General features: G+C 66.3%; 26 protein-coding genes. 10 read left to right on the plus strand and 16 right to left on the minus strand.

Annotated features, from left to right (window positions below; genetic code table 11):
- Positions 1 to 37: 37 nt before the first annotated feature.
- Positions 38 to 454 (plus strand): cold-shock protein, encoded by a 417-nt coding sequence (locus CH274_RS18730; protein ID WP_008719325.1) that lies wholly within the window; start codon positions 38 to 40, stop codon positions 452 to 454.
- Positions 455 to 467: 13 nt separating this feature from the next.
- Here CH274_RS18730 and CH274_RS18735 read toward each other — a convergent pair whose 3' ends face one another.
- Genes CH274_RS18735 through CH274_RS18745 form a run of 3 tightly spaced genes read right to left on the minus strand, consistent with a single transcriptional unit; the run spans position 468 to position 3,610 of the window.
- Positions 468 to 980 (minus strand): DUF2771 domain-containing protein, encoded by a 513-nt coding sequence (locus CH274_RS18735; protein WP_094658442.1) that lies wholly within the window; start codon positions 978 to 980, stop codon positions 468 to 470.
- Positions 977 to 2,767 (minus strand): MFS transporter, encoded by a 1,791-nt coding sequence (locus CH274_RS18740; RefSeq protein WP_256993635.1) that lies wholly within the window; start codon positions 2,765 to 2,767, stop codon positions 977 to 979. The genes CH274_RS18735 and CH274_RS18740 overlap by 4 nt, the downstream gene beginning before the upstream one ends.
- Positions 2,768 to 2,770: 3 nt before the next feature.
- Positions 2,771 to 3,610, minus strand: coding sequence for a glutaminyl-peptide cyclotransferase (locus tag CH274_RS18745; RefSeq protein ID WP_094658443.1), 840 nt, complete (start codon positions 3,608 to 3,610; stop codon positions 2,771 to 2,773).
- Between the two features lie 50 nt (positions 3,611 to 3,660).
- Between CH274_RS18745 and CH274_RS18750 the strand changes: the two genes are divergently transcribed.
- Genes CH274_RS18750 through CH274_RS18760 form a run of 3 tightly spaced genes read left to right on the plus strand, consistent with a single transcriptional unit; the run spans position 3,661 to position 8,025 of the window.
- Complete coding sequence (locus CH274_RS18750) at positions 3,661 to 4,758, plus strand: DUF3027 domain-containing protein (RefSeq protein ID WP_306436608.1); 1,098 nt, start codon at positions 3,661 to 3,663, stop codon at positions 4,756 to 4,758.
- 23 nt (positions 4,759 to 4,781) lie between these two features.
- Positions 4,782 to 7,484, plus strand: a complete 2,703-nt coding sequence (locus CH274_RS18755) for a sacsin N-terminal ATP-binding-like domain-containing protein (protein WP_256993636.1) — start codon at positions 4,782 to 4,784, stop codon at positions 7,482 to 7,484.
- On the plus strand, positions 7,474 to 8,025 hold the full coding sequence (locus CH274_RS18760) for a phosphatase PAP2 family protein (RefSeq protein WP_179275803.1): 552 nt from the start codon (positions 7,474 to 7,476) through the stop codon (positions 8,023 to 8,025). The genes CH274_RS18755 and CH274_RS18760 overlap by 11 nt, the downstream gene beginning before the upstream one ends.
- Here CH274_RS18760 and CH274_RS29330 read toward each other — a convergent pair.
- A complete protein-coding gene (locus CH274_RS29330) occupies positions 7,994 to 8,137 on the minus strand; it encodes a hypothetical protein (protein WP_155289340.1) in 144 nt (47 codons plus the stop codon). The two genes, CH274_RS18760 and CH274_RS29330, sit on opposite strands and share 32 nt — an antisense overlap.
- A 141-nt stretch (positions 8,138 to 8,278) precedes the next feature.
- Positions 8,279 to 8,518 (minus strand): DUF2530 domain-containing protein, encoded by a 240-nt coding sequence (locus CH274_RS18765; protein WP_032395851.1) that lies wholly within the window; start codon positions 8,516 to 8,518, stop codon positions 8,279 to 8,281.
- 82 nt (positions 8,519 to 8,600) lie between these two features.
- Between CH274_RS18765 and CH274_RS18770 the strand changes: the two genes are divergently transcribed.
- Genes CH274_RS18770 through CH274_RS18780 form a run of 3 tightly spaced genes read left to right on the plus strand, consistent with a single transcriptional unit; the run spans position 8,601 to position 11,862 of the window.
- A complete protein-coding gene (locus tag CH274_RS18770; RefSeq protein ID WP_032395850.1) occupies positions 8,601 to 10,052 on the plus strand; it encodes an NCS2 family permease in 1,452 nt (483 codons plus the stop codon).
- A gap of 52 nt (positions 10,053 to 10,104) precedes the next feature.
- Positions 10,105 to 10,533, plus strand: coding sequence for a MarR family winged helix-turn-helix transcriptional regulator (locus CH274_RS18775; RefSeq protein WP_032396280.1), 429 nt, complete (start codon positions 10,105 to 10,107; stop codon positions 10,531 to 10,533).
- A 57-nt stretch (positions 10,534 to 10,590) separates the two neighbouring features.
- The gene (locus CH274_RS18780; RefSeq protein ID WP_094631146.1) at positions 10,591 to 11,862 is read left to right on the plus strand and encodes an MFS transporter; all 1,272 of its coding nucleotides are present in this window, start codon (positions 10,591 to 10,593) and stop codon (positions 11,860 to 11,862) included.
- 5 nt (positions 11,863 to 11,867) lie between these two features.
- On the opposite strand, the gene CH274_RS18785 is transcribed toward CH274_RS18780, so the two are convergent.
- Genes CH274_RS18785 through CH274_RS18805 form a run of 5 tightly spaced genes read right to left on the minus strand, consistent with a single transcriptional unit; the run spans position 11,868 to position 15,575 of the window.
- Positions 11,868 to 12,473 carry a response regulator transcription factor gene (locus tag CH274_RS18785; RefSeq protein WP_045196615.1) on the minus strand — a complete coding sequence of 202 codons (606 nt, stop codon included), beginning with the start codon at positions 12,471 to 12,473 and terminating at the stop codon, positions 11,868 to 11,870.
- Positions 12,470 to 13,606 carry a sensor histidine kinase gene (locus tag CH274_RS18790; RefSeq protein WP_094658446.1) on the minus strand — a complete coding sequence of 379 codons (1,137 nt, stop codon included), beginning with the start codon at positions 13,604 to 13,606 and terminating at the stop codon, positions 12,470 to 12,472. Before CH274_RS18790 ends, CH274_RS18785 begins: the two co-directional genes overlap by 4 nt.
- A gap of 39 nt (positions 13,607 to 13,645) precedes the next feature.
- Complete coding sequence (locus CH274_RS18795) at positions 13,646 to 14,419, minus strand: ABC transporter permease (protein WP_045196613.1); 774 nt, start codon at positions 14,417 to 14,419, stop codon at positions 13,646 to 13,648.
- Positions 14,416 to 15,351, minus strand: a complete 936-nt coding sequence (locus CH274_RS18800; RefSeq protein ID WP_094658447.1) for an ABC transporter ATP-binding protein — start codon at positions 15,349 to 15,351, stop codon at positions 14,416 to 14,418. Before CH274_RS18800 ends, CH274_RS18795 begins: the two co-directional genes overlap by 4 nt.
- Positions 15,348 to 15,575, minus strand: a complete 228-nt coding sequence (locus CH274_RS18805; RefSeq protein WP_082073783.1) for a hypothetical protein — start codon at positions 15,573 to 15,575, stop codon at positions 15,348 to 15,350. The genes CH274_RS18800 and CH274_RS18805 overlap by 4 nt, the downstream gene beginning before the upstream one ends.
- A gap of 171 nt (positions 15,576 to 15,746) precedes the next feature.
- Between CH274_RS18805 and CH274_RS18810 the strand changes: the two genes are divergently transcribed.
- Complete coding sequence (locus CH274_RS18810) at positions 15,747 to 17,072, plus strand: MFS transporter (RefSeq protein ID WP_179275804.1); 1,326 nt, start codon at positions 15,747 to 15,749, stop codon at positions 17,070 to 17,072.
- On the opposite strand, the gene CH274_RS18815 is transcribed toward CH274_RS18810, so the two are convergent.
- Positions 17,053 to 18,252: a GNAT family N-acetyltransferase gene (locus CH274_RS18815; RefSeq protein ID WP_045196608.1), complete on the minus strand. Its 1,200-nt coding sequence runs from the start codon at positions 18,250 to 18,252 to the stop codon at positions 17,053 to 17,055. The genes CH274_RS18810 and CH274_RS18815 overlap by 20 nt on opposite strands.
- Before the next feature lie 117 nt (positions 18,253 to 18,369).
- Between CH274_RS18815 and CH274_RS18820 the strand changes: the two genes are divergently transcribed.
- Both CH274_RS18820 and CH274_RS18825 read left to right on the plus strand, forming a co-directional pair.
- On the plus strand, positions 18,370 to 19,173 hold the full coding sequence (locus tag CH274_RS18820; protein WP_032395843.1) for a TrmH family RNA methyltransferase: 804 nt from the start codon (positions 18,370 to 18,372) through the stop codon (positions 19,171 to 19,173).
- Entirely contained in the window at positions 19,170 to 19,439 is a 270-nt protein-coding gene (locus CH274_RS18825) for a DUF2537 domain-containing protein (RefSeq protein WP_032395842.1), read from the plus strand. Before CH274_RS18820 ends, CH274_RS18825 begins: the two co-directional genes overlap by 4 nt.
- A gap of 33 nt (positions 19,440 to 19,472) precedes the next feature.
- Here CH274_RS18825 and CH274_RS18830 read toward each other — a convergent pair whose 3' ends face one another.
- The 5 genes from CH274_RS18830 to CH274_RS18850 all read right to left on the minus strand — a co-directional run bounded on the left by CH274_RS18830 (position 19,473) and on the right by CH274_RS18850 (position 24,470).
- A complete protein-coding gene (locus CH274_RS18830; protein WP_045196604.1) occupies positions 19,473 to 20,225 on the minus strand; it encodes a DUF6928 family protein in 753 nt (250 codons plus the stop codon).
- Positions 20,226 to 20,318: 93 nt separating this feature from the next.
- Positions 20,319 to 21,215, minus strand: coding sequence for a septation protein SepH (gene sepH, locus CH274_RS18835; RefSeq protein WP_032395841.1), 897 nt, complete (start codon positions 21,213 to 21,215; stop codon positions 20,319 to 20,321).
- A 112-nt stretch (positions 21,216 to 21,327) separates the two neighbouring features.
- Positions 21,328 to 21,999, minus strand: coding sequence for a rhomboid-like protein (locus CH274_RS18840; RefSeq protein ID WP_094658449.1), 672 nt, complete (start codon positions 21,997 to 21,999; stop codon positions 21,328 to 21,330).
- A gap of 161 nt (positions 22,000 to 22,160) precedes the next feature.
- On the minus strand, positions 22,161 to 23,282 hold the full coding sequence (serC, locus tag CH274_RS18845; protein WP_032395839.1) for a phosphoserine transaminase: 1,122 nt from the start codon (positions 23,280 to 23,282) through the stop codon (positions 22,161 to 22,163).
- Positions 23,283 to 23,351: 69 nt separating this feature from the next.
- Positions 23,352 to 24,470 carry a citrate synthase 2 gene (locus tag CH274_RS18850; RefSeq protein ID WP_032395838.1) on the minus strand — a complete coding sequence of 373 codons (1,119 nt, stop codon included), beginning with the start codon at positions 24,468 to 24,470 and terminating at the stop codon, positions 23,352 to 23,354.
- Positions 24,471 to 24,505: the final 35 nt, after the last annotated feature.

The raw sequence follows: 24,505 nt of genomic DNA on the forward strand, positions 1-24,505 counted from the left end.
GCAACTATCGACAGCAACAGATGAACGGGTGAGCTCAGTGCCGACCGGCAAGGTGAAGTGGTACGACGTCGACAAGGGATTCGGATTCCTCTCGCAGGAGGAAGGCGAGGACGTCTACGTGCGTTCCTCGGCGCTGCCCGAGGGCGTCGAAGGCCTCAAAGCCGGCCAGCGGGTCGAGTTCGGGATGGCCGCGGGCCGCCGCGGGCCGCAGGCACTGAGCCTGAAGGTCCTCGAGCCCGCACCGTCGGTGCGTCAGAACACCGGCAGCACCCGCCGCGAACCCGTCGAGCGCAAGCACACTCCCGACGAACTGCACGGGATGGTCGAGGACATGATCACGCTGCTCGAAGCGACCGTGCAGCCCGAGCTCCGCAAGGGCAAGTACCCGGACCGCAAGATCGCGCAGCGCATCTCCGAGGTGGTCCGGGCCGTCGCCCGCGAGCTGGACAGCTGATCCCGGGGAGGAACTACGGGCGCGTGCCGATCGACCAGATGGCGTGGCTGACGAAGCCCTCCTGATTGGTGTCGGTGTCGATGATGCCGGTGGGCAGACGAATTTCGATCCCCAGCAGGGTCCGGTCGCTGTCGTCCGTGGTGGGCACCGTGACGCTGAGCCTGGTTCCGGGTTCGTTGAACTCGCTGTCCTCGACGATGTTCCCGCTGTCGTCGCCGTAGACCCGGGCCAGCACCCACGGCGCCGAGTAGACGGCCTCGGGGAGTGAGAGCTGCACCGTCGGGGCCTTGCCGACCTCGATTTCGGTCGTCTCGCCGACATTGGTGCACAGCGGGTCGGTGACGGCGCAGTACAGGTACGGCTCCACTTCGACGGCCCGGCCGTTGGCGTAGGCGGAGACGGTCGGTTCCTTCTCCGGTGCGTTCCCGATCAACAGTGCGAGGACCGCGACGAACGCGGCGGCGACGACGAACAGACCAGCGACGGTCAGGGCGGCGATCTTCTTGGTACGGGGAGCGAGATTCACTTGGTCACGTTTTCGCCGAAGGAACCGTCGGACACTTCTTGTTCGACGTGGTCGGGGCGGTTGCCGCCGAAGCCGGGCAGAAGCGATCTGCCGCGGTAGGTGAGGAATGTCTGCACGAGCCCGATCGTAAGCAACACCGAGACCACCGTGAAACCGAGCCAGTACTCGGTGGGGAGCAGGACGCCGAGCGTGCCGCCGAGGACCCAGCACAGCTGCATAACGGTTTCCGAGCGGCCGAATCCCGACGCGATCGATTCCGGCGGCAGGTCGGCCTGGAGCGACGCGTCGAGGGAGACCTTGGCGAGTGCGCTGGCGCTCGACGCGACGAGCGCGGCCACCGCCGCGGTCAGCAGGCTGTCGGTGATGGCAGCGACCACGGCCACCACGGTCACGGCGATGGTGCACCGCAGGACGACCAGGGACGGCCGACCGAGCTTGATCCTGGCACCGAGCGCGTTGCCCGAGAAGTTGCCGAGACCGGCGGCGGCCCCGACGAGTCCGAGCATCGCAGCCTGCTGAAGCGGCTCGTGTTCGGTACGGGACTTGGCGACGAACGCGATGTAGAGCGTGAGGAACCCGGTGAGAACCCGGATGGTGCCGTTGCCCCACAGACCGACGATGACCGCGCGGCCGAGGGGCTGTCTGCGGTTCTTGGTGCTGCCCGACGTCGGCGGGGCCGAGACCGTGCGGCGGAGGTTCTCGGTCGGGGCACCGCTTCCGGCGTAATCGCGTCCACCGTGCTGATCGGCGTGGTAGCTCAGGGTCGCGGGCACTTCGCCCTCGGTGATCTCGACCCAGGACGGGATGCGCATGCTCAGATACGCGCCGAGCACGGTGATCGCGGCGACGAACCACAGGGCTCCCGGTGAACCTGCGACGAACGCGATGCCGCCGGCGAGCGCGCCGGCAGCGATGGTGCCGCCGAGCAGACCGAACACCGTCAGACGGGAGTTGACGCGAACGAGGTCGATCTCCGGCGGCAGTACTCGCGGCGTCACCGCGCTCTTGAGCACCGCAAAGGACTTGCTCAGGACGAGCATGCCGAGCGCGGCCGGATACAACACCCAGCTGTCGAAATTGAACACCAGCACCACCGCCAACACGGTGCGCAACCCGAACGAGGTGGCCAGCGCGATGCGACGGCCGTGCTGCAATCGGTCGAGCAGTGGCCCGATGAGCGGCGCGATCAGCGCGAACGGTGCGATGGTGATGACGAGATACAGCGCGACCTTGGTCTTGTCCTCACCGGTGGCAGCCGAGAAGAAGAGCGTGTTGGCCAATGCGATCGCCAGGGCGGCGTCCGAAGCGAAGTTCGCCATGGTGGCGTACGTGAGTGCGGTCAGACCGGACTTGTCGGCACCGTCCGCCTTCGCGGCTCGCTGGAAGGACGCGATGCCCTTGCCGGTCAGCTCGCGGCCGCGCATGGCGGCGACGCGGGTGACGGTCAGCTTCTTGGGCATCGGCGGCGGCTTGCGTGCGCCGGCCCTGCCACGCGCGGCAGTGATCTGCTCGGTACGCGGCGGGTGCAACGGCGGCAACGGCTGACGCCGACTCGGAACATGGGTGGACGTCAGGGGAACAGCGGGCGGGTAGTTCGCCAGACCGGGGTGCTCGGTGGGGTCAGGAGCGGAGCCTGCGGAGTGACCGGTGGGGTCGGGAGCGGAGCCTGCGGAGTGACCGGTGGGGTCGGGAGCGGAGCCTGCGGAGTGACCGGTGGGGTCGGGAGCGCCGTTGCGCTCGGGGTCGTCCGCACCCGGTGGGGTGTGGGGGAGACGTGGATCGGTCACGGGTCAATTCTGTCCTACCGGCGCGGTATCGGTGAATCGCACCTCGAAGATCTTGGGCCAGTATTTGCCGGTCACGAGGAACCGGTCGGTGCCGGGGATCTGTGCGATGCCGTTGAACACGTCGGCACCGCCTCGGTCGGTGGCCGACATCGAATTCCACAGTGGGGTGCCGTCGATCACGGCGGTCACCGTGCCGGTCGCGGGATCGATGCGCATGATGTCGAACGTCTGCCACACGTTGGCGTACACCGATCCATCGTCGGCGCATTCGAGTTCGTTGAGTCGCTCGACCGGATTGCCGTCGAGTGTGACGTTCACGGTGGACTCGACGTCGAACGACGTGGGATCGCGGAAGGTGAGGGTGGACGAGCCGTCGCTCATCACGAGGCGGTCGTTCGGTGTCTGCGTGCACAGCCCCCAGCCCTCGCCGTCGTAGTTCACCCGGCGTCGCTCGGCCAGAGTGGTCGGGTCTCGGGCGATCGCGACGCCGTCCTGCCAGGTGATCTGCCACAGGGTGTCGCCGTCGACGGTGATGCCTTCGCCGAACAGGTCGGCCGGCAGATCCACGCGATCGAGTTCGGTCATGGTCTCGAGCGAGGTCCGCCTGACGAACGAAGAGCCTTCCAGTCCGGTGCCCTCGTAGAGGACGTCGCCGTCGATCTCGAAGCCCTGGGTGAATGCGTCGTCGCCGCGGTCGTATTCGCGCACGATCTCTGGCGTCAGGGCCGGAACCGAGTCGGACGTCACCGGGGCCGGCTGCGTCGACGACGAGCAGGCGGACACAGCCAGCAGCGAGGTGACTATGGCGGCGTAGGTGCGAGCGCTGGCGGTCATTGCACCCATGATGGCAGCCCGAACTGGGCGTCACCGAGTCGATGCGGCAAACTGAATGTGTGAGTTTCGTATCTTCTCCAGAGCTCGATTCCATCCGCCCCGTCTTGGCCGATGCCGTGGACCTCGCGCGGCAGGCTCTGCTCGACCTGGGAGAGGGCGGTGTCGGGGAGTACCTCGGGGTCACCGCTGAGGACGCCAGTGCGGCCACTCACCGGTTCGCCAGCGATCTCGAGGGGTACCGAGGATGGCAGTGGGCCGTCGTGGTCGCCGCCCCGGAGGACGCGGACCACGCCACGATCAGTGAGCTGGTTCTGCTTCCTGGCCCCGATGCTCTCGTGGCTCCGTCCTGGGTGCCGTGGGACGAGCGCATCCGTCCCGGCGACCTGGGACCGGGCGATCTGCTCTCTCCGCGTCAGAACGATCCGCGGCTCGTGCCGGGGTACATGGCATCCGGTGACCCTGCGATCGACGAGGTGGCAGGCGAGATCGGTCTGGGCCGAACACAGGTCACCAGCCTCGAGGGACGCCTCGACGCTGCCCAGCGGTGGCACGACGGTGATTACGGTCCCGATACCGAGATGGCCAAGGCCGCGCCGTCGACCTGCGGGCTCTGCGGCTTCTATCTCCCCATCGCCGGCTCGCTGTCGGCCGCATTCGGGGTGTGCGGCAACGAATTCGCCGCCGACGGACGCGTGGTGCACGCCGAGTACGGCTGCGGTGCGCACTCCGACACCGAACTCCCCACCGGGGCCGGATCGCCACAATTCGAGCCGTACGACGACGCAGCACTCGACGTCATCGCAACGCCGGTTCCCCCGGTGAAGCCGGCCGACAGCGTCGAGACAGCCGACAGCGTCGAGACAGCCGACAGCGTCGAGACAGCCGACAGCGTCGAGACAGCCGACAGCGTCGAGACAGCCGACAGCGTCGAGACAGCCGACACTGTCGAGACAGCCGACACTGTCGAGACAACTGAATCGGCCGATACGGTCGAGACGACCGACACCGTCGAGACGACGGGAGTCACCGAGGCTGCCCCGGCAGAGTCCACGGCTGCCGATCTCGTTGCGTCCGACGAGGCCGACACAGTGGCCGATGATGCCGCGACCACCACCGATCGCGCTGCGCAGGAAGAGGATTCGGCATCTCCGAGCTGATCGATCCGTTCGATACCGGGTCGTTGCGGGAGTCTGTTCTCGCGGCGTGGGGCTCGTCGCCCACCCGGCTTCGGGAGGATTCGGCGTCCGAGTCCGATCTGGTGCGCGGGGGCTACCGCGACCGGCTGTTGACCGAGCTCGCGCAGAACGCAGCGGATGCTGCCCGACGCGCCGGTGTCCCGGGTCGCATGGCGGTCTGGACCGATGACGCCGGTGCCGTCCATGTGGCCAACACCGGTGCTGCGCTGGATGTTTCGGGTGTGCATGCGTTGACCGCTTTGAGGGCGTCGGGCAAGACTGCTGCGGATTCGGGCGTCGGACAGTTCGGGGTCGGGTTCACCGCCGTGCGGTCGGTGTCCGACGAGATCGAGGTGCGATCCCGCAACGGCGGCGTGATGTTCAGCGCGCATCGCACGCTCGAGGCGCTGCGTGAGCGAGACATGCGTACGCCCGACACCGGCGTGCCGGTGCTGCGGCTCGCGTGGCCGGTCGCCGTCCCGCCCGCCGATGGGTTCGACACCGAGATCGTGCTGACGGTGCGAGCCGACGCGGCAGCGAATTCTGTCGCCGCGGGCTTCGCGGACGAGGCGGTCGACCTACTGCTCGAACTGGAGGCGCTGAACTCCATCGAGATCGATGGTGTCGTGATCGACTGCGTCAGAACGACACTCGATGACAGCAGCGCCGAGATCACGATCGGATCGCGAACCTGGCGGCAGTTCGTCACCCCGGCGGCGCGCTGGCTCACTCCGGTCGTCGACGGTGTGCCCGTTCCCTCGCCGCCCGACGTCTTGCGCGCGCCGACTCGCTCGGACGAGCTGATGTCGTTGCCCGCGTTGGTCATTGCCGATGTGCCGATGCAGCCCGATCGGCGGCGCGTGTTGCCGGGTGTGTCGTTCGACGCGGTAGCGCACGGGTACCCGGACTTCGTGGCCTCGCTGCCTGCCGGGTCGAGGGCGTCGTTCGTACCCGAAGTCGGATTCGCGCGCAGTGAGGTCGACGGCGCACTGCGTGAACTGATCTTTCGTCGATTGTCCAGTGCGCCATGGCTTCCCGGTGCCAACGGACGTGACCTCGTGCCCGAGCAGGCGAACGTCATCGCGGACGCCACCGAGGAACTCGTGTCGGCTCTGGTCGACGTCGTACCGAATCCGGTCGACGCATCGCTGTCGGGTGCGCGGCATGCATCGGCGCTGTCGGCGGTGGGTGTGCACCGGATCGGGTTGGCGAGGCTGGCGGAGATGGTCGGTGGGCTCGATCGCGAGCCGAGTTGGTGGCGGCGAGTGTACGACGCCTTGACCCCGCTCGTGGTCGATGGCGTGGCTGCGGAAGAGCTTGCCGCGCTGCCTGTTCCGCTCGCAGACGGTCGTACGGTGACCGGCCCGCGCACGACGGTGATCGGCTCCGATGCCTCTGCCGCGGTCACCTGGGTCCGGCTGGTGCATCCGGACGCGGTGAGTTCGCTGCTCGCACGCTTGGGTGCTCGGGAGGCGACTGCGACCGAACTGCTCAGCGACCCGGCACTCGAGGCGGCTCTGGACGATCTCGACTGGGACGAGAGCGAGGAGGTCGACGGGCTGGTCGATGCCGTGCTCGCGCTGGCGGGAGAGGCGGGTGAGCTACCGAGTTGGCTGGGCGGCCTGCCCCTCGCGGACGACGAGGGCGAATTGCGCAGCGCCGACGAATTGTTGCTTCCCGGAGCGCCGTTGGCGGATCTGCTGGTTCAGGACTCGCCGTTCGGTGTTCTCGCGTCCGCGGTGGTGGACAAGTTCGGTGAGCGTGCGCTGCGTGCAGTGGGGGTCGGGTGGGGATTCTCGGTGGTGCGTGACGAGCTGCCGACCGGGCCTGATCACGATCTCGACGACGAGGCGGCGTGGTGGTCGAGTCTGTCCGATGAGCCGGAGACACTTCTCGCGGTCCGGGATCTCGACCTCGTTCGATCTGACGCATGGACCGAGGCCCTGACGGTGCTACTCGACGATCCCGGTACCTGTGCGGCACTGGTCGATCGTGAGGGCTACACCGCGTGGTGGCTCAGGCGTCATGCACGACTGCACGATTCGCGTCCGATCGAGTTCCGAGCGCCATCGGACGAGACGTTCGCCGGGTTGCTCGATCCGCTGGATCATCCGCGTGCCGACGAACTGCAGGCGGTGCTCAGCGCGTCGAACTGCGAGAACGCCGATACTGCCCGCGTGCTGCTGGCGGCGCTGTCGGATTCGCAGCGCACCCCGACTCCTGCGGTGATCGCGCGAACCCACACGCTCATCGCCACCGCTGTTGCAGAGCAACGCATCGAGGTCTCGGACATCGATCCACCGGATCGCGTCCGCACGCTCGGCGGCACAGTCGTGGACGCATCGGATGCGCTGGTGATCGACGCTCCGTGGCTGGCGAGCGTGGTACCGCCGGAGGTCGCCGTGCTCTCGGACATGGCAACCGCTGCGGCACTGGCCGATGTTCTGGACGTCGGGCAGGCGTCGGAGGCGATCGGCGGAGAAGTGATCGGCGTAGGACGCGTCAGCTCGTGGGATCGTGAACCGGGAGCCGTGTTGTCCTGTGCCGTAATGGGATTGCCGCTGCCGTCAGGAGGGGTGGTGGTCCATCACGAGCTGGTGGTTCGGCTGTCCGGTGACGTGAGCGGAGATCGAGAAGTGCCGTGGTGGGTGACCGCCGACGGAACGGTCCACTGCACGCAGAGTTGGGAGCGACCTCGTGGGGCTTGACGGTGTGATCCTGGACTGGATGGTCGAGCATCGAGTCGGTTGGGTCACGACGATGTTCTGGATCATCACCACGGTGGGCAACACGGTGTCGATGTTTCTGCTGTCCACGGTGATCGTGGGTGCGTTGCTTCGCGTCGGACGCAGATCGGATGCCGTTGTCGTCGCGGGCTCGATGCTGACCGGGTGGGGTCTGATGAATGCGCTCAAATTCGCGTTCGCGCGGGAGCGTCCACCGATTCCGGAGCGGCTGGTGGACATTGCGAGCCATTCGTTTCCGTCGGGCCACGCGATGGTGTCGATGGTGCTTGCCACGGTGGCGATCGCGGTGATGTTGCGATCGCCTGCTCCGTGGCTGCATCGGCCGGCCCTGCTCGTACTACCTGTGGTCGCGTCCCTGCTGATCGGATTCTCTCGGATCTACCTGGGTGCGCACTGGACCACGGACGTGCTGGCCGGCTGGGTGTTCGGTGCCCTGTGGGGGCTGGTGTCGATCTATGCCGTCAGGCTGATCAGCGCGAGAAATCGGAGCGCTGGGCGATGACGAGCAGCTCGTCGCGCATGGCCGGGCTGGAGACAGCGTTGGCGCGTGCGTAGAGGGCGCGGAGCGAGCGGACGTGGTTGCGGCGGTTGCGGTACTGAGAGACGAGCTTCATGGCCTGGCTTTCGTGGATCTAGTGGTTATCTGAACTGACATAACCCATGGTCCACGTTAACTTTGTGTTACTCAACCGGCTGACGGGTTAGTTTGCCCACGTCAGGGGCGGTGCGGTGACCGGGCTAACGTGATCCTGATCTCAATCGAGGCCTCGTTGGGCGGTTTTGCTTCCGCGACGTGACGCCGCTCTCTGCGCGAGGAAGATTCCGAAGCCTACTGCGCCCACGGCGATACCGGACCAACACGTCGCCAGTGCGTCGTCGGTGCGCTCTCCGGTGGCCGTGAACACCACCAGCGCGACGATCCAGCCGAGTATGCCGATCGTCAACACCGGCACCGGATCGGTGAGGCTGCGCGGAATCTGGGGGAGGTCGGCCACGAAATCACGCTACGCCACTGCGTTGGTCTCGGTTGCGTCGCTGCAGTTACCCAACTGCTTCGGTGTGCTTTATCGTTCGCTCATGCAATTGTCGTCGCGGCTACTCGACAACTACTTCAAGATCACCGAACGCGGCTCGACGGTCGGATCCGAGGTTCGAGGTGGCGTGGTCACGTTCGTGGCCATGGCGTACATCGTCGTCCTCAATCCGCTGATCCTGGGCAGCTTCTCCGCCGACGACGCAGCGGCCAAGACGGACGTACTCGGCAACATTCTGCCGGTCGCCCAGGTCGCCGCCGTCACGGCGCTGGTGGCCGGATTCATGAGCATCGCCTTCGGCATCATCGCCAATTACCCCTTCGGCATCGCAGCGGGCCTCGGCATCAACACCCTGCTCGCGGTGACCATCGCGCCGCAGGTGACGTGGCCCGAGGCGATGGGGCTCGTCGTCATCGACGGCATCATCATCGTGCTGCTGGCCGTCACCGGGTTCCGCACCGCGGTGTTCAACGCGATCCCGCCGGAGCTGAAGGCGGCGATCGCCGCCGGTATCGGCGCGTTCATCGCGTTCATCGGATTGGTCGACTCGGGCTTCGTGCGCCGCATCCCCGACGCTGCAGGCACGACGGTTCCCGTCGGGCTCGGTATCGACGGGTCCATTGCGTCGTGGCCGACGGTGATCTTCGTGTTCGGGCTGCTGCTGATGGGTGTGCTCGTGGTGCGCAAGGTCCGCGGCGGACTGCTGATCGGTATCGTCGTCACGACGATCTTCGCGGCGATCGTCGAGGCCGTCACCGATGTGGGGCCCTCCAACGGCGTCGACCCCAAGGGGTGGAATCTGTCGGTGCCGCAGTTGCCGAGCCAGTTGGTGCAGTCTCCCGATCTGTCGCTGGTCGGCAACGTCGATCTCTTCGGAGCGTTCACGCGCATCGGCGTGCTCGCCGCGAGCCTGCTGGTCTTCACGCTGGTGCTCGCGAATTTCTTCGATGCGATGGGCACGATGACCGGCTTGGGCAAGGAAGCGAAGCTGGACAAGGACGGGACCCTGCCGAACATCGGAAAGGCGCTGGTCGTCGAGGGAGCAGGAGCGATCGTGGGAGGCGGTGCTTCGGCGTCGTCGAACACGGTGTTCGTGGAATCGGCGTCCGGAATCGCCGAGGGGGCGCGTACCGGACTGGCCAACGTCGTCACCGGACTGCTCTTCCTGCTGGCCATGTTCTTCACCCCGCTCACGGCCGTGGTTCCGATCGAGGCGGCCGCGCCTGCGCTGGTCGTGGTGGGTGCACTGATGATCGGGCAGGTCCTCGACATCGACTTCCGCCGGTTCGATTACGCACTGCCCGCCTTCCTGACCATCGTGGTGATGCCCTTCACGTACTCCATCGCCAACGGGATCGGCGTCGGTTTCATCACCTGGGTCGTACTTGCGGTCGGTTCCGGTCGCGCGAAGTCGGTTCATCCCCTGTTGTGGATCGTCGCGTTGCTGTTCGTCGCATATTTCGCCGTCGGACCCATCACCGAGGCGGTTACATGACGCATGGTCGGTACCAGGGCGTATTCTCTGCGCTGTGACGTCGGGAAATGGTGTGAAGGACAATCGGAAATTGGCAAGCGACCTGTCGCTTGCGGTGGTGAGGCTGACTCGCCACCTTCGGGGTAGGCGAGTGGACTCGCAAGTCTCGCTCACTCAGCTGTCGGCTCTGGCCACGCTGAGTCGGGAGGGCGATATGACGCCGGGTGCACTGGCCGCGCGGGAGAAGGTCCAGCCGCCGTCGATGACACGGGTGATCGCATCGTTGGCCGAACTGGGCCTGGTGGCGCGCACCCCACATCCCACCGACGGGCGGCAGGTGATCGTCTCGCTCTCACCGGCCGGTCGAGAACTGATCGCCGACGAGGCCAGTGCCCGCGAAGCATGGATGACGGCGCAGCTCGCAGGCCTCGGTCCCGAGCAACTCGACACACTCCGTGACGCGGTAGCGATCATCGGGGCCCTCGTCAGCGACTCCGAGTAGTTACCTAGGTTTATTATTTGAACGGTGGCCCCTGCTTCCCGTACCCCCGGCTCGACGATGTTCGCTGCTCTGAAGACCCACAACTACCGATTGTGGGCGTCGGGGCAGATCGTCTCGTTGGTCGGCACGTGGATGCAGAGGGTCGCCCAGGACTGGCTCGTTCTGACGCTGTCCGGCGGAAACGGCTTCGCTGTCGGCATCGTCATGGCCCTGCAGTTCGGACCGACGCTGTTCCTCTCGGTCTGGGGTGGGGTCCTGGCAGACCGCTACGACAAGCGCAAGCTGCTGATGATCACCCAGGTCTTCGCCGCGGTCTGCGGTCTGGTGCTCGGCGTCCTCGACGTCGGGGGGATGGTCGAACTCTGGCACGTCTACGTCATCGCATTCGTCCTCGGCTGCTCGTCGGCGATCGACGCTCCGGTACGGCAATCCTTCACCATCGAGATGGTCGGCAAAGAGACCCTCGCCAATGCGATCGCGTTGAACTCGATGACCTTCAACATGGCCCGCATCGTCGGCCCTGCCGTGTCCGGAGTACTGATCACCCTCGTCGGCACCGGCTGGGTGTTTCTCATCAACGCCGTGTCGTTCGCGGCGGTCTTCGGTGCCCTCGTGGCGATGAACGTCGGTCAGCTCTTCCGCGTCGAACCCGCCCCACGCGCCAAAGGGCAGGTGCGAGAGGGCTTTCGATACGTCTGGGGGCGCGGTGACCTACGAGTACTGCTGGCCACGGTCTTCATGGTCTCGACGTTCGGCCTCAACTTTCCGCTGAGTCTGTCGGTGTTGGCGCGCAACACGTTCGGTAGCGGGGCAGACGCCTACGGTCTGCTCTCGACAACCCTGGCAGTGGGCACATTGGCCGGCGCGACCCTGGCGGCGCGGCGGGCGAGCGCGCCGCGCCTGCGGCTGTTCATCGGTGCCGTCATCGCGTTCGGAGCCTTCGAGCTGATCGTCGGATTGATGCCCAACTACCTGCTCGTCGCACTTCTGCTGATACCCACCGGTGCCCTGACGTTGACGTTCACGACGTCGGCGATGAACATTCTGCAGATGTCGGTGCCGTCCGACATGCGCGGACGCGTGATGGGCATCTACATGCTGTGCTTTCTGGGCGGAACTCCGCTCGGCAGCCCGGTGCTAGGCTGGCTCGCCGACGTCCTCGATCCACGCGCACCACTGGTGTTCGGCGGCGTCATCTCGCTGGCGACGGGGCTGTTCGCGGCCGTGTATCTACTGCGGCACAACAATTTGCGGATCACCGTGGTGCCGCCCGCAGACGGGCACCGGCTGCCCACCCTCGACACCGTGGCCGCCACCGCGAAGGTGTGAGGCGTTCAGATCCAGCCGTGGCGTCGGGCGAGAGCGCAGGCCTCGTGCCGGTTCGCTGCACCCAGTTTCGCAGCCGCCGCAGACAGGTAGTTGCGAGTGGTGCCGGGCGAAAGATGGGCGCGCCGTGCGATCTCCGCGATCGACGCGCCGTCGGCGGCGAACTCGAGCACATCGGCCTCGCGCGGTGTCAGCGGCGAGTCTCCGGCCCCGATGGCTTCGGCGGCCAGCGTCGGGTCGACGTAGCGCCCGCCGCCGTGCACGGTGCGCACCACCTCGGCCAGAGTGGCGGCCGAGGTGGTCTTGGGGAGGAAACCGCGCACGCCTGCTTCGAGCGCCTTCTTGAGGTAGCCCGGCCGGCCGTGGCTGGTGACGATGATCGACGCGCAGTCGGGCAACGTCTCGGCGATCTTCTGGGCCGTCTCGATGCCGTCGATTCCGCCCATCTGCAGGTCCAGCACGGCCACATCGGGGGAGAGCGAGGCTGCGGCGGTCAGCGCCTTCTCCCCGGAGTCGGCCTGCCCGACGATCTCGATGTCGTCCTCGAGATCGAGCATGGTTGCCAGCGCAGCACGGATGAGATTCTCGTCGTCGGCCAAGAGAACTCGGATCATGGTGTGGTCCTTGCGTTCTGGGGCGAGGTCGGCAACGCCGCAGTGAGGGTGAATTCGTCGGTGGTCTGCTCGGTGTGCAGGGTACCGTCGACGGCGACCAGCCGTTCTCGCAGTCCGCTCAGGCCTGTGCCGTCGTCGCGGCCGGTCGATGGCTGCGGATGATCGTTGATCAGTCGAATACTGTTGTTGGTCAGCTCGATCCGGCAATAGGTGGCCTCGGAGTGACGCAGAATGTTCGTCACACCCTCACGGACCACCCACGCGGCGGCCTCGGCTGCGCGCTCGTCGAGCATCGAGGTTTCACCGACGAGCTCGGTGGCGATGCCCGCGGCGGACAGCAGGGATCGAGCGCCGTCGAGTTCCGAGGCCACATCGATCGATCGATAGCCGCGAACCAGCTTTCTGGCGTCGGCCATGGATTCCTGGGCCAGAATGCGAACCTCGTCCATCTGGGCCGCAGCTCGATCGTCACCTCTACGCGCCAGTGCCGCGGCGAGTTCGCTCTTGACCGCGATGGCCGAGAGTGCGCGGCCGACGACGTCGTGCAGATCTCGCGAGAATCGCAGACGCTCCTCGGCAACGGAGAGCGCGGCAGCAGCGTCGCGGGTGGCATCGAGTTCGGTGACGATACGCAGCAGCCACGCCGACAGTTGGACGGTGAAGGCCATGAAGGCGATGAGGAGACCGAGCACCAGTGTTTCCACTGCCGGCGTGCCGAGAGCTGCTGCAAGTCCAGCAGCGGCCACGGCCGCCGCCAGGCACCACCGCAACGGGATCAGCGTTGCGACCGCAGTGGTGACGAGTACGACGGCCCACAATGCATTGTTCGTGGCCCCGCCGGCAACCAGCACCACGGCGGCGACAGCCATGATCGCCAGGGGAATTCGTGGGCTCGCCGTCGACTGGCCGCCGAGCGCGGGGGTGCGCTGAACGACCACGAAGGTCGCTGCGGCACAGACTGCCACGGCCGCCATCGACAGGTAGTCCTCGAACTGCAGTGACGTCAGCATCGCAGCGGCGGCAACACCGACGGTGATCAGCAGAAACGACTGGCGGGTGTAGACGCGCACCTTGTCCACTGCACTGCTGTCGTTCCAGCCGTGCAGTGGATTGAGATACTGGTGCAACTTCATGATCTCCAGCCTTGCAGACGGTGCGGCGAAAGGGGCGAACTAGGACCGCGGTTCCCAACGGAAGTGCGTGCGGGCGATCAGCAGGCTGCCGACGATCCAGGCGAGCATCACCAGCAGCGGCATTCCGGCTTCGGTGAAGGTGGCAGCGAAGCCGATGGGCGCGTCGCCGGGCGTGGTGGTGCCGAACCAGCCGAGGTTCAGCAGGTCCGAGACCGCGGCCATCGGGGTCAGTTCGATGACCCTGCCGAACGAATCCGGGAGGGCGTCGCGCAGCAGTGATGAGCCGGCCATGGCCACCAGGATCACCGGCAAGCTGGTGATCTGCGCGGCCTCTGCATTGCGGGTGAACGCCGAGGTGATCAGTGCCAGGGCAGCGAACAGTGCAGCACCGCCGAACAGTGCGGCCACGACCAGCAGTGCATTGGCGGGGACGGGTCCGCCGAAGGCCAGTACCACTGCACCGACGATCAGGCCGAGGACGACGGTGAGGATCAGCGAGGGTATCGCCGGTCCGAGCAGAATCTGAACGTCCGAGCTCTCTCCGGTGCGAAGTCGCTTGAGTACCAACTCGTCTCGACGCGTGGCGTAGACCGAGAGCATGTTGTAGTACACCATGAACACGAGCAGGAACAGTGCGAAGATCTCGAGTGCAGCTCCGACGCCTGCATCGGTCAATCCGTCATCGCCGCGGCTGCCGACGATCAGCAATGCGACCGGGAAGATCAACGGCATGACGATCGCGTTGAACAGCAGTACTCGGTTGCGTCCGAGCAGCGTGAACTCTGCTCGTGACAGGGCGGTCATCGTGCTCATGCGCTCATCACCTCGTTGTTCTGGATAGCGGAATTGTCGAATTCGTCTGCGATGGAAAGGAACACGGTTTCGAGAGACGCCGCTCGGGCGTCCAGTCCGTGCAGGGTCACTCCGTTGTCTCGCGCCCACAGCAGCAGGTCGGTCAAGGTCTCCTGTACTGAGGACGTCTGGATCGAGATGGTGTCTCCCGAGACGTCGATCGACGTACCGGGCAATGTCGGCAGCGCCGTACCGGGGGCCTGCAGTTCGATCTTCGCAGGATGGTCGGCGACCACCTCGTCGACCGTTCCGCTACGAACGACGCTGCCGCGGTGCATGATCGCCAGCCGATCGCACAGTGACTCGGCCTCGTCCAGGTAGTGCGTCGTCAACATGATCGTCACGCCGGAATTCTTCAGCTCCTGGATCAGACGCCACGTGTTGCGGCGAGATTCGGGATCGAGTCCGGTGGTCGGTTCGTCGAGGAACAGCACCCTCGGGCGGCTGATGATGGCGCACGCCAGATCCAACCTGCGCTGCTCGCCGCCCGAGAGAAACTTCACCCGCGTGTCGGCCCGGTCGGCCAGGTCGACGCGCCCCAGCACCTCCGCCGTCGGCAGTGGATTGCTGCACGTGCCCGCCCACATCCGCAGGCTTTCCGCGGTGGTCAGATCCTGGGGCAGGCCGCCCTTCTGCAGCATGATGCCGAGAGACGGTCGAACCTTGCGGCGATCGGACACCGGATCCATTCCCATGATCCGCACCGTGCCCTCGCTCGGCCGTGAAAGTCCCTGAATCACTTCTAGAGTGGAGGTCTTGCCGGCACCGTTGGTGCCCAGCAAGCCGAACAGCTCACCCTCCGCGATCTCGAGATCCAGCGCCTTCACGGCCTCGAAAGCGGTTTTGCCCGAACCGTAGCGGCGAGTCATGCCGCTGACTTCGATGATGGTCATGATTGCTTCTCCCAGTTGCGGAGTCCGATGACGAACCGCACGCCCATGAAGGCGACGATGACGCCGAGTGCGACGAATGCCGGAAGGGACGTGCCGACGATCGCGAACAACACGGCGACGATCGCGAGACTGATGACGATGACGACGATCTCACGCGCCATCGTCGGAGCCGGCCCGAGCTCCATGAGATCGGTGAACAGGTTTCCCTCGTCTGGTTGCTTCATGACTACGAGTCTGCTGCGCCCGAACCACCGAAAACAGTGCGGCGCATCATGACCTGAAGTGACACCGTCACGGTCCGGCCATGACAAAAGTCATGAGCGCGCTCGTGGGCGACGGCTGTTCTGTCGCTCGAACGGCGGGCGGTAGGGCCGCGGGCCGGGTACCTTCGGCTCGTGAATCGCACCGAGTCGGCGAGCCCCGGCCGTCGTACACAGATCCGCGTCATCCTGGCCGGTTCGGTGCCGAACCTGGTGCAGTGGTTCAACCTGTACCTCTACGCGACGTTTGCACCGTACTTTCGGACCGAGTTCTTCGATCCGGCCTCGACGAATTCGCTCGTGTACGTCTACGGACTGTTCGCACTGACCTTCGTCGTACGCCCACTCGGCTCGTGGTTGTTCGGCAGGCTCGCGGACGTGCGGGGCCGGCAGTTCGCGCTCGTCGCGGCGGTCACGCTGATGTCGGCCGGATCTGTTGCCCTTGCGGTCACTCCAACGGTCCACGACATCGGTGTCTGGGCGGCGGTGATCCTCGCGGTCGTGAGCATCGTGCAGGGCATCGCAACCGGTGGCGAGTACGCGGCGGCGACGGTGTTGCTCTCCGAATCGGGCACGCGCGGACACCGGGGATTCTTCGCCTCGTTCCAGGCCGCGACCATCGTCGGCGGTCTCGTGCTGGCGCAGGCCTGTCTGCTCGTGCTCCTCGCGGGTACGGATCGCGCGGCAATTTCCGAGTGGGGCTTTCGTCTCGCGTTCGCCGCGGGCGGCGCGGCGGGCCTGGCGTCGCTGTGGTGGGCGCGTGGACTCGATCCCGTGCCCCGTGCACCGGGAGCGCCGCGGGCGGACCGAGACGCCACGATGGGGGCGCTCTTTCGCGATCATCGGCGTCCGCTCGTCTGGGTGTTCTTGCTGACCGCGGGAGGGAGTGCGGCGTTCTACACCTACACGGTCACCGTTCCCTCGATCGTTCGCGAGACGTTCTTCGCCGCGGACGGTGCCAGGGGCGAGCTCACCGCGACCGGCCTCGTGCTCGCGGCCTTCGTGGTGTTGATGGTGCTGCAGCCGGTCGGCGGCGCACTGAGCGACCGCATCGGGAGAAAGCCTCTTCTCGTCGCGTTCGGGGCACTGGGAATACCGGCCACCGGCGCACTGGTGCTGGCCACCGCCCGGGTGACGTCTCCGCCTGCGGTGTTCGTCATCCTGGTGAGCGCATTCGCCGTTCTCACCTGTTACCTGTCGGTGAACGGCATCGCCAAGGCCGAAGTGTTTCCCGCTCACATTCGTGCCCTCGGCGTCGGCTTCGGCTACGCCGTGGCGAACTCCCTGTTCGGGGGTACTGCACCGTTGATCTACCACGCCACCAGCGGCCGTGGCAGCACCGACTTCGTCGTCTACACGACGGTGCTGCTCTCGGTGACGCTCTGCGCAGCCCTGTGGATGCGGGGTGGCTCGGCCAGCGCGCTCGATGCGTCGACCGGTCCTAGAAACCCCAGCCCATGACGGCCGGGCGCGCAGTTCCGAACGTCAGGTCGAGTGCGTGCAGCGACGCGTCGTTGCGGGCGGTGAGGCGGTTGGCCGCGGCGAACAAGCGGGCCCGATGGGTGCCGAAGTAGATGCTGGCGAGCACGTCGATGTCGAGTTCGATGTCCGGTTCGGACTCCACCCGGGTGCAGGTGGCGCGGCCGTCGGTCACGGTCAGCGAGTAGGTGCCGCCCGCATCGAGGAAGGGATCTCGCACAGCGATGATCAGCGAGGTGTCGAGCGCGTAGGTGCGTGCCTCCAAAGCTGCCTCGACGTGCATGATGCGGCCCCACAGAGCGTCGTGGTGAGCCGTGACCTTCGGTAGCCGATTGTTGGTCAGCAGGAACGGCAGCGCTTCGTCCCGTGCCTGCCGTACCTCGATGGTGTCGACCAGGTCCACGCCGACGAGGATCTGCCACAGCGCGGCGTACGCGTCGTCGGTCACCGCGATGAATTCCTCCACCACCACTCGGCTCGGGTTGCGGCCGCGTCGGTAGGCGACGTATCCGTCGGGATGAACGACGAAGAACAGAGCCGTCAGTCCGCCGCGCCGGTTCTCGCGGTCGGCGAAGAACCGCTCCCAGCGGATCGGCGGCTTGGGCTGCGCGCCTGCGGTCTGCTGCTGCCAGCGGTGGTAGATGTCGGGGAGCAGTTCGGTGGCCTCGGCCGATTCGATCAGCCGGACGCCGGTGGCCGGGGGAGCGTCCTTGCGGAACTGCGCGAATCGACGATCGATCGAGACGCTGATCTCCTCGGTCACCGGCCCGTAGCCGAAGCGTCCGTAGATCGTCGCCTCGCTGGCCGTGAGCAGCGAGAGCGGTGCGCCCGCGTCGTTCAGGGCGCGGTGCTGCTGGGTGAACATCGATCGCAGGATGCCGCGTCGACGATGCGTCGGCGCGACCGAGACCCAGGAGACTCCGGACGCCTCGACCTGCGCACCACCGGGAACGGTGACCGACATCGGGAAGTGCATGGCCACACCGACCGGGGTCTCGCCGTCCCACGCCAAGTACACGTGCTCGGACTGGGTCAGGATCTGCGTCTCGGCCAGGTCTTCGGCGTTCTGGTGCTCGCCGAACGCGTGGGCGTCGAGCAGCGCGACGGCATCCCAGTCGTCGTCGGTGGCGGTGCGGATGGTGATCGATTCGTCGGTAGTCATCGGACTTTACTTTTCCATACAGGAGTGGAGCCCGCGGAACGACCCGAAAAATCTGCCATACAGAAGCAGGCCTTCGCCGAGGGAGTCTCGAAATCGGCCGGGTGACAAGATGAGCACGTGGTGCATGTACTCGACATCGACGACCCCTCGGACCCGCGACTGGACGATTTTCGCGATCTCAACTCGTCGGATCGGCGACCCGACCTGCCCGAGGGCAAGGGTCTGGTGATCGCCGAGGGTGTGTTGGTGGCGCAGCGGCTGCTGACCTCGCGGTTTCCGATGATCAGCCTGCTGGGCGTGGATCGACGGCTCGACGCCCTGCGCGACGATCTCGTCGATTCGGACGTTCCGTTCTACCGGACGTCGGCGGAGGTGATGGCCGAGGTCGTCGGCTTCCACCTCAATCGTGGTGTGTTGGCCGCGGCGAACAGGCCGCCGGCCCTCGATCTCGACGAGGTGTTGGACGGTGCCAGGACGGTGGCGATTCTCGAGGGCGTCAACGATCACGAGAATCTCGGGTCGATGTTCCGCAACGCGGCGGGCCTCGGGGTCGATGCCGTTCTGTTCGGGGCCGCGTGTGCTGATCCGCTCTATCGTCGTTCGGTGCGAGTGTCGATGGGACATGTGCTGCGGGTGCCGTTCGCCAAGGTGCCCGAGTGGCCCCGTGGCCTCGATCGTGTTCGCGCGCACGGGTTTCAGCTGATCTCGTTGACGCCCAACCCGGCGGCGGTGTCGTTGGCGACGGCGATGACGGGGGAGAAGGTTGCCCTGCTGCTGGGTGCCGAGGGGCCGGGTCTGACCGAACATGCCATGCGAGCAACGGACATTCGCGCGCGGATTCCGATGGCCCCTGGCACCGATTCGCTGAACGTGGCGACGGCCGCGGCAATGGGGTTCTACGAACGCGTGCGCCTGACGTGAACGACCACGACCCGAGCGTCCGCTGGACCGGAGTCCCGATCGCCGTCATCTCGGCGGCGCTGGTGGGTGTGGCACTGACGACGTTCGGTCTGGAGCTGGCCAGAATTCATCCACTGCTCGCACTCGGTCTGAACATCATCGTCGTCGCGGGTGCAGCTCCGACGGTCATGCGGTGGCTCGCGATACCGGTGTGGCGCTGGGCGGTGTACGGAGCCGGTATCGGTTCCATCCTCAGCTTCGTGGCACTGGCGGCGCTGGCGTTCTGACAATCGCCGGCACCCAGGACGGCCCTGCCGCATCTACTTGCGCGAGAACCAACGCTTCTTCGGACGCGGTGCCTGTTCGTCGGGGGCGTCGGGCATCGGTTCCTGTGCGCCACGGCCGTTCGCACTCCGGTTCGGTGGCGGCGGCTCCTGTCCGGGAACGTACATCGTGAAGCCGCAGACCGGCAGGGTGTCGGGATCGAATTCGTCCGCGTGCGGCGCGCCGGTGTAGCGGAATCCGAGCCACTCGGCGTTGGCCGCCTCGGCGAATTCCTGTGGGTGGAACGGCAGCGATTGTGGATCCGGCATCACTCCGGGCGGATAGATCAGCGGATGCTCACCGGCCCAGAACGATCGCTCCCACACCAGTGGCAGGCCGGCGTCCTCGTAGATGTACACCGGGGTGGCGCTGAACGATCGGCGGAATTCACCGCGCTCCCAGTACGCGAACGCACCCCAGGCGTGCTGGGGATCCGAGGCGACGAGGTAGGTGTGTTCGGACGCCAGAGGGCGGGTGAAGGATTCGGGAAGCGTCGACGGTGTCGGCACCGACAGGTTCGATCCGCAGACCACGGTGACGCCGGGGTAGCAACCGATGAAGACGTGATCGTCGTCCACGCCTGCCGATGTCGATATCGGACCCTGTCCGAGAGGCACTGCCGTCAGGTGGGGGTACAGACGTCCGACGAGTGCGCTCGCAGCATTCCAGTCCGAGGTGGTGGCTTCTCGGAGTACCGAAATGGGATCCGGTGCGTCCACGTACCAGATCGTTGATGCTTTGGCCCCCACTACCGGCACCTCTCTCTCCGTAAGCTCCGTCGAAAGCCTACGGTGTGAGCGTCGGCAATCTGTCACCGAGCGGCAAATCGGCCATCGAAGAGATCAGTTGTGCCCGCTGCTGCGAACGCCGAGCAGCACGTCCTCCCACGACGGCATGGCCGGCTTGCCGCGCTTGTCTTTGCCGCCGGTGTGACCGGCGGCAGGCTTGGGTGCGGGCCTCGGCTCCCTGGCCACCGGTTCGCGTGGCTGCTCGGGCTCGGGAGTCGGCGCATCGTCCACCTCGACCTCGATGGTCTCGGCGTCGAGTTCGCTGTCGGCGGTGGTGCCGTAGTACTCGTCGAAGCTCTGCTGCGAGGCCTGGTCGTCATCCTCGGCGGACGTCAGTGCGCGCACCGGTGCGAGGCCACGCAGTTGGCGTCCGAAGTCGGGATCGATCAGTTCGTGGGCGGTGTCGTCGAGCGGCGCGATGGTGCCGCCGTGGCCGTCGGGCAGGAACTGCCAGTGCGCCTTGTTGGTGGTGCGGCCCGCCTGCCACTTCAGCTGTGCGACCCACTTGTTGTCCTCGTCGCGCCAGGCGTCCCACTCCGCGTCGTCGAGGTTGTGCCCGCGAGCGCGGAAGGCGAGGGTGACGATCTCGAGCAGGGTCTGCACGGCCGGGCCGTCGTGGCGCAGCGGATGACCGGCCTGGGCCATCGACGCGGCCTGCGAACGTTCGAGCAGCACCGGGTGAGCGAACACCTCGACGCGACTGATGGCCATTCCGGAGTCGGCGGCAACCTGTTCGATGGTCGCTCCGCTGCGGATGCGGGCCTGAATTTCTTTCGGCCGAAGCAAGCTGTCCATTTCGATCTCAATCTGTCCTAGTCGAGCGATGTCACCGCGTGAGGCCGCGCGGAGCTTGTCGTCGGCTGGAAGCCGGAATCTGTCGCCGGTCTTGGGATCTGCGCACACGACGAACTTTCCGTCGGCCTCGAGACCCACCACACGTAAGTCTCGCACCTTGACCTCCTCATCGCGCCGGCTCGCGATACCGTCGAGTTCGAGCCTAGTTCACCTGCCGTATTCGGCGGGTGTTCGACACGCATCGCTTCTGCCGACGATCGTTTCCCTGTCAGAGGGTAGACAGCTGCGGGCTCGGCTGCACCCATTCGGCCGATCTTGCGTCGATTGCTTTGTGCGACAACGCCGATGCGTCCCTGCGCAGGTAGAGGGCACCCAAGCCGAAACCGATGGTCAGGGCAATCGCGTGCCCGACGGCGGTGAAGGACGGATCCGACACTCCACTGATCGTGACGACGCCGATCCACAGTGCGGCCCAGCCGACACGCCACGGCATCGGCAGGTACCGGATCATCGACCCTGCGACCGCTGCTGCCGCGTAGCTGACACCGACGTCGACGGCCATCGCCAGCGAGTCCGCGAGCCAGTCGTTGTGAATACCGATGAGCAGGCCGACGGCCACCAGAGCAGTGGCACCGACATGTCCGGCGCCGAAGGTGAGAAGGAAGCGTCGCCAGCCGGAGACCCATTCGGCGACGGCGAACAACACGGCGACCGCGGCCAACCACAGCCAGTTCACCCGACCCTCGGTGAGAAAAACGCTCGTGACGACAGTGGCGAGGTGACCGTCGGTCAGATTGTGCAGGTTGGTACTCGCCGCATGCAGCACGTGCCAGCGATCGTGCGGCCCGATCTGGCCGAGCGCTACCGTGCCTGCCACCGCGAGGGTGCAGTAGACCAGTGTCACGCGGATCTGCAGCGCGACGGTGAGGAGCCTGAACATACGAGCGCTCCCTCCGAGGTCGTTACGCTTGCTTACTTGATAGCAAGTGTAGGCCTCGAAGGGAGCGCCGGAGCTGTGAGCTTGCTGGGAATGGTCGTTCCGCAGGCTCCACTCCTGCCCTGGGAATGGTCGTTCCGCAGGCTCCACTCCTGCCCTGCCAACTAGCTCAGTGTGGACACGACCCAGTCGATGCTCTTGGTCAGTGCGGTGATGTCGTCCGGCTCGATGGCCGGGAACATACCGACACGCAACTGGTTGCGGCCGAGCTTGCGGTACGGCTCGGTGTCGACGACGCCGTTGGCGCGCAGGATCTTCGCAACCTGGGCTGCGTCGACCTTCTCGTCGAAGTCGATGGTGCCGACGACCTGGCTGCGGTGATCCGGGTTCGTGACGAACGGCGTTGCGAATTCGCTGTTCTCGGCCCAGTCGTACAGGCGTGAGGACGAATCGGCGGTGCGCTTGGTGGCCCAGTCGAGGCCGCCCTGCGAATTGAGCCATTCGATCTGATCGGCGAAGAGCAACAGTGTCGCCACGGCCGGGGTGTTGTACGTCTGGTTCTTGCTGCTGTTGTCGACGGCGATCGGCAGTGACAGGAAGTCCGGGACCCACCGATCCGTGGCGGCGATCTCGCTGACGCGCTCGAGCGCGGCGGGGCTCATCAGCGCGACCCACAGGCCACCGTCGGCGGCGAAGCACTTCTGCGGAGCGAAGTAGTAGACGTCCGAGTCGGCGACGTTGACCGGGAGACCGCCTGCGCCGGAGGTGGCGTCGATCGCGATGAGGGCGTTCTCGGAGCCGGCCGGACGGCTGACCGGAATGGCCACGCCCGTCGAGGTCTCGTTGTGCGCCCAGCCGATCAGGTCGACGGACGGGTCGGAGGTGGGCTCGGGCGCGCTGCCCGGCTCTGCCTTGACGACGATCGGATCACCGATGAACGGGTTGTTCTTGGCCACCGAGGCGAACTTCGAGCTGAACTCGCCGTTGGTCAGGTGCAGCGACTTCTCGCGAATCAGGCCGAATGCAGCAGCGTCCCAGAATGCGGTGGTGCCGCCGTTGCCGAGGACGACCTCGTAGCCCTCGGGGAGGGAGAACAGATCCTTCAAACCACTGCGCACACGTCCGACGACGTCCTTGACGGGCTTCTGGCGATGGCTGGTGCCGAACACGGAAGCGCCGACATCGACCAGGGATTGCAGCTGCTCGGGGCGAACCTTGGACGGGCCACAGCCGAAGCGTCCGTCGGCGGGCAGGAGATCGGCGGGAATGATCGGCAATTCGGCCATGGAGTAGCGCGTCCTAGCGTCGATGGAATATGGCCCTTACAGGGTAGTCGGGTGCCATATCAGCTTCGACTACCGGATCAGGTCCCAGCCTTCGACGGACTCGGGTGACCGCGGTTCGGGGCCGGTGTAGAGGGCAGCGGGTCGGACGAGCTTGCCCAGGCGCTTCTGCTCCAGGATGTGCGCGCACCAGCCCGCGGTACGTCCACAGGTGAACATGGCGGGCATCATGTGCGCCGGTACCTCGGCGAAGTCGAGGATCACCGCGGCCCAGAATTCGACGTTGGTTTCGATGGCTCGATCGGGGCGGCGTTCGCGCAGTTCGGTCAGCGCCGCCTGCTCGAGTGCTGCGGCGACCTCGTAGCGCGGTGCGTTCAGTCTCTTCGCCGTGGCGCGCAGAACACGGGCGCGCGGGTCCTCGGCGCGGTAGACGCGGTGCCCGAAGCCCATGAGCTTCTCTTTGCGGTCCAGGATTCCGGTGATCAGAGCCCGTGCGTCGCCGGTCTTCTCGACCTCTTCGATCATCGGCAGGACGCGGGCGGGTGCACCGCCGTGCAGCGGTCCGGACATCGCACCGATGGCACCGGAGAGGCAGGCGGCGACGTCTGCGCCGGTGGAGGCGATGACGCGTGCGGTGAACGTCGAGGCGTTCATGCCGTGCTCTGCAGCCGAGACCCAGTATGCGTCGATGGCGGCGACGTGAGCGGGATCCGGTTCGCCCTTCCACCGGACCATGAATCGCTCGGTGACGGTTGCGGCCTGATCGATGCGGGTCTGCGGAACTGCGGGCTGGTAGATACCGCGAGCGGACTGGGCGACGTAGGACAGGGCCATCACCGACGCGCGGGCGAGGTTGTCGCGAGCGGTGGAGTCGTCGATGTCGAGTATCGGCTGGTATCCCCAGATCGGAGCGAGCATCGCCAGACCCGCTTGGACGTCGACACGGACGTCGCCGGTGTGGATCGGCAGTGGGAAGGGTTCGGCCGGCGGGAGTCCTCGTCCGAACTCACCGTCGACGAGCAGGGCCCAGACATCACCGAACGTCACGTTCTGCGCGACGAGTTCCTCGATGTCGACGCCGCGGTAGCGCAATGCGCCGCCGTCCTTGTCGGGCTCGGCGATGTCGGAGGTGAACGCGACGACACCTTCGAGACCGGGGACGAAATCCTCGGGAACTCGTTGAACAGCCATGGCCTGTGGACTCCCTCGTCGCAACTGCACCCGGC

Origin of the sequence: Rhodococcus sp. 06-418-5, from assembly GCF_002258285.1 — a bacterium.
Taxonomy (GTDB): Bacteria; Actinomycetota; Actinomycetes; order Mycobacteriales; family Mycobacteriaceae; genus Rhodococcoides.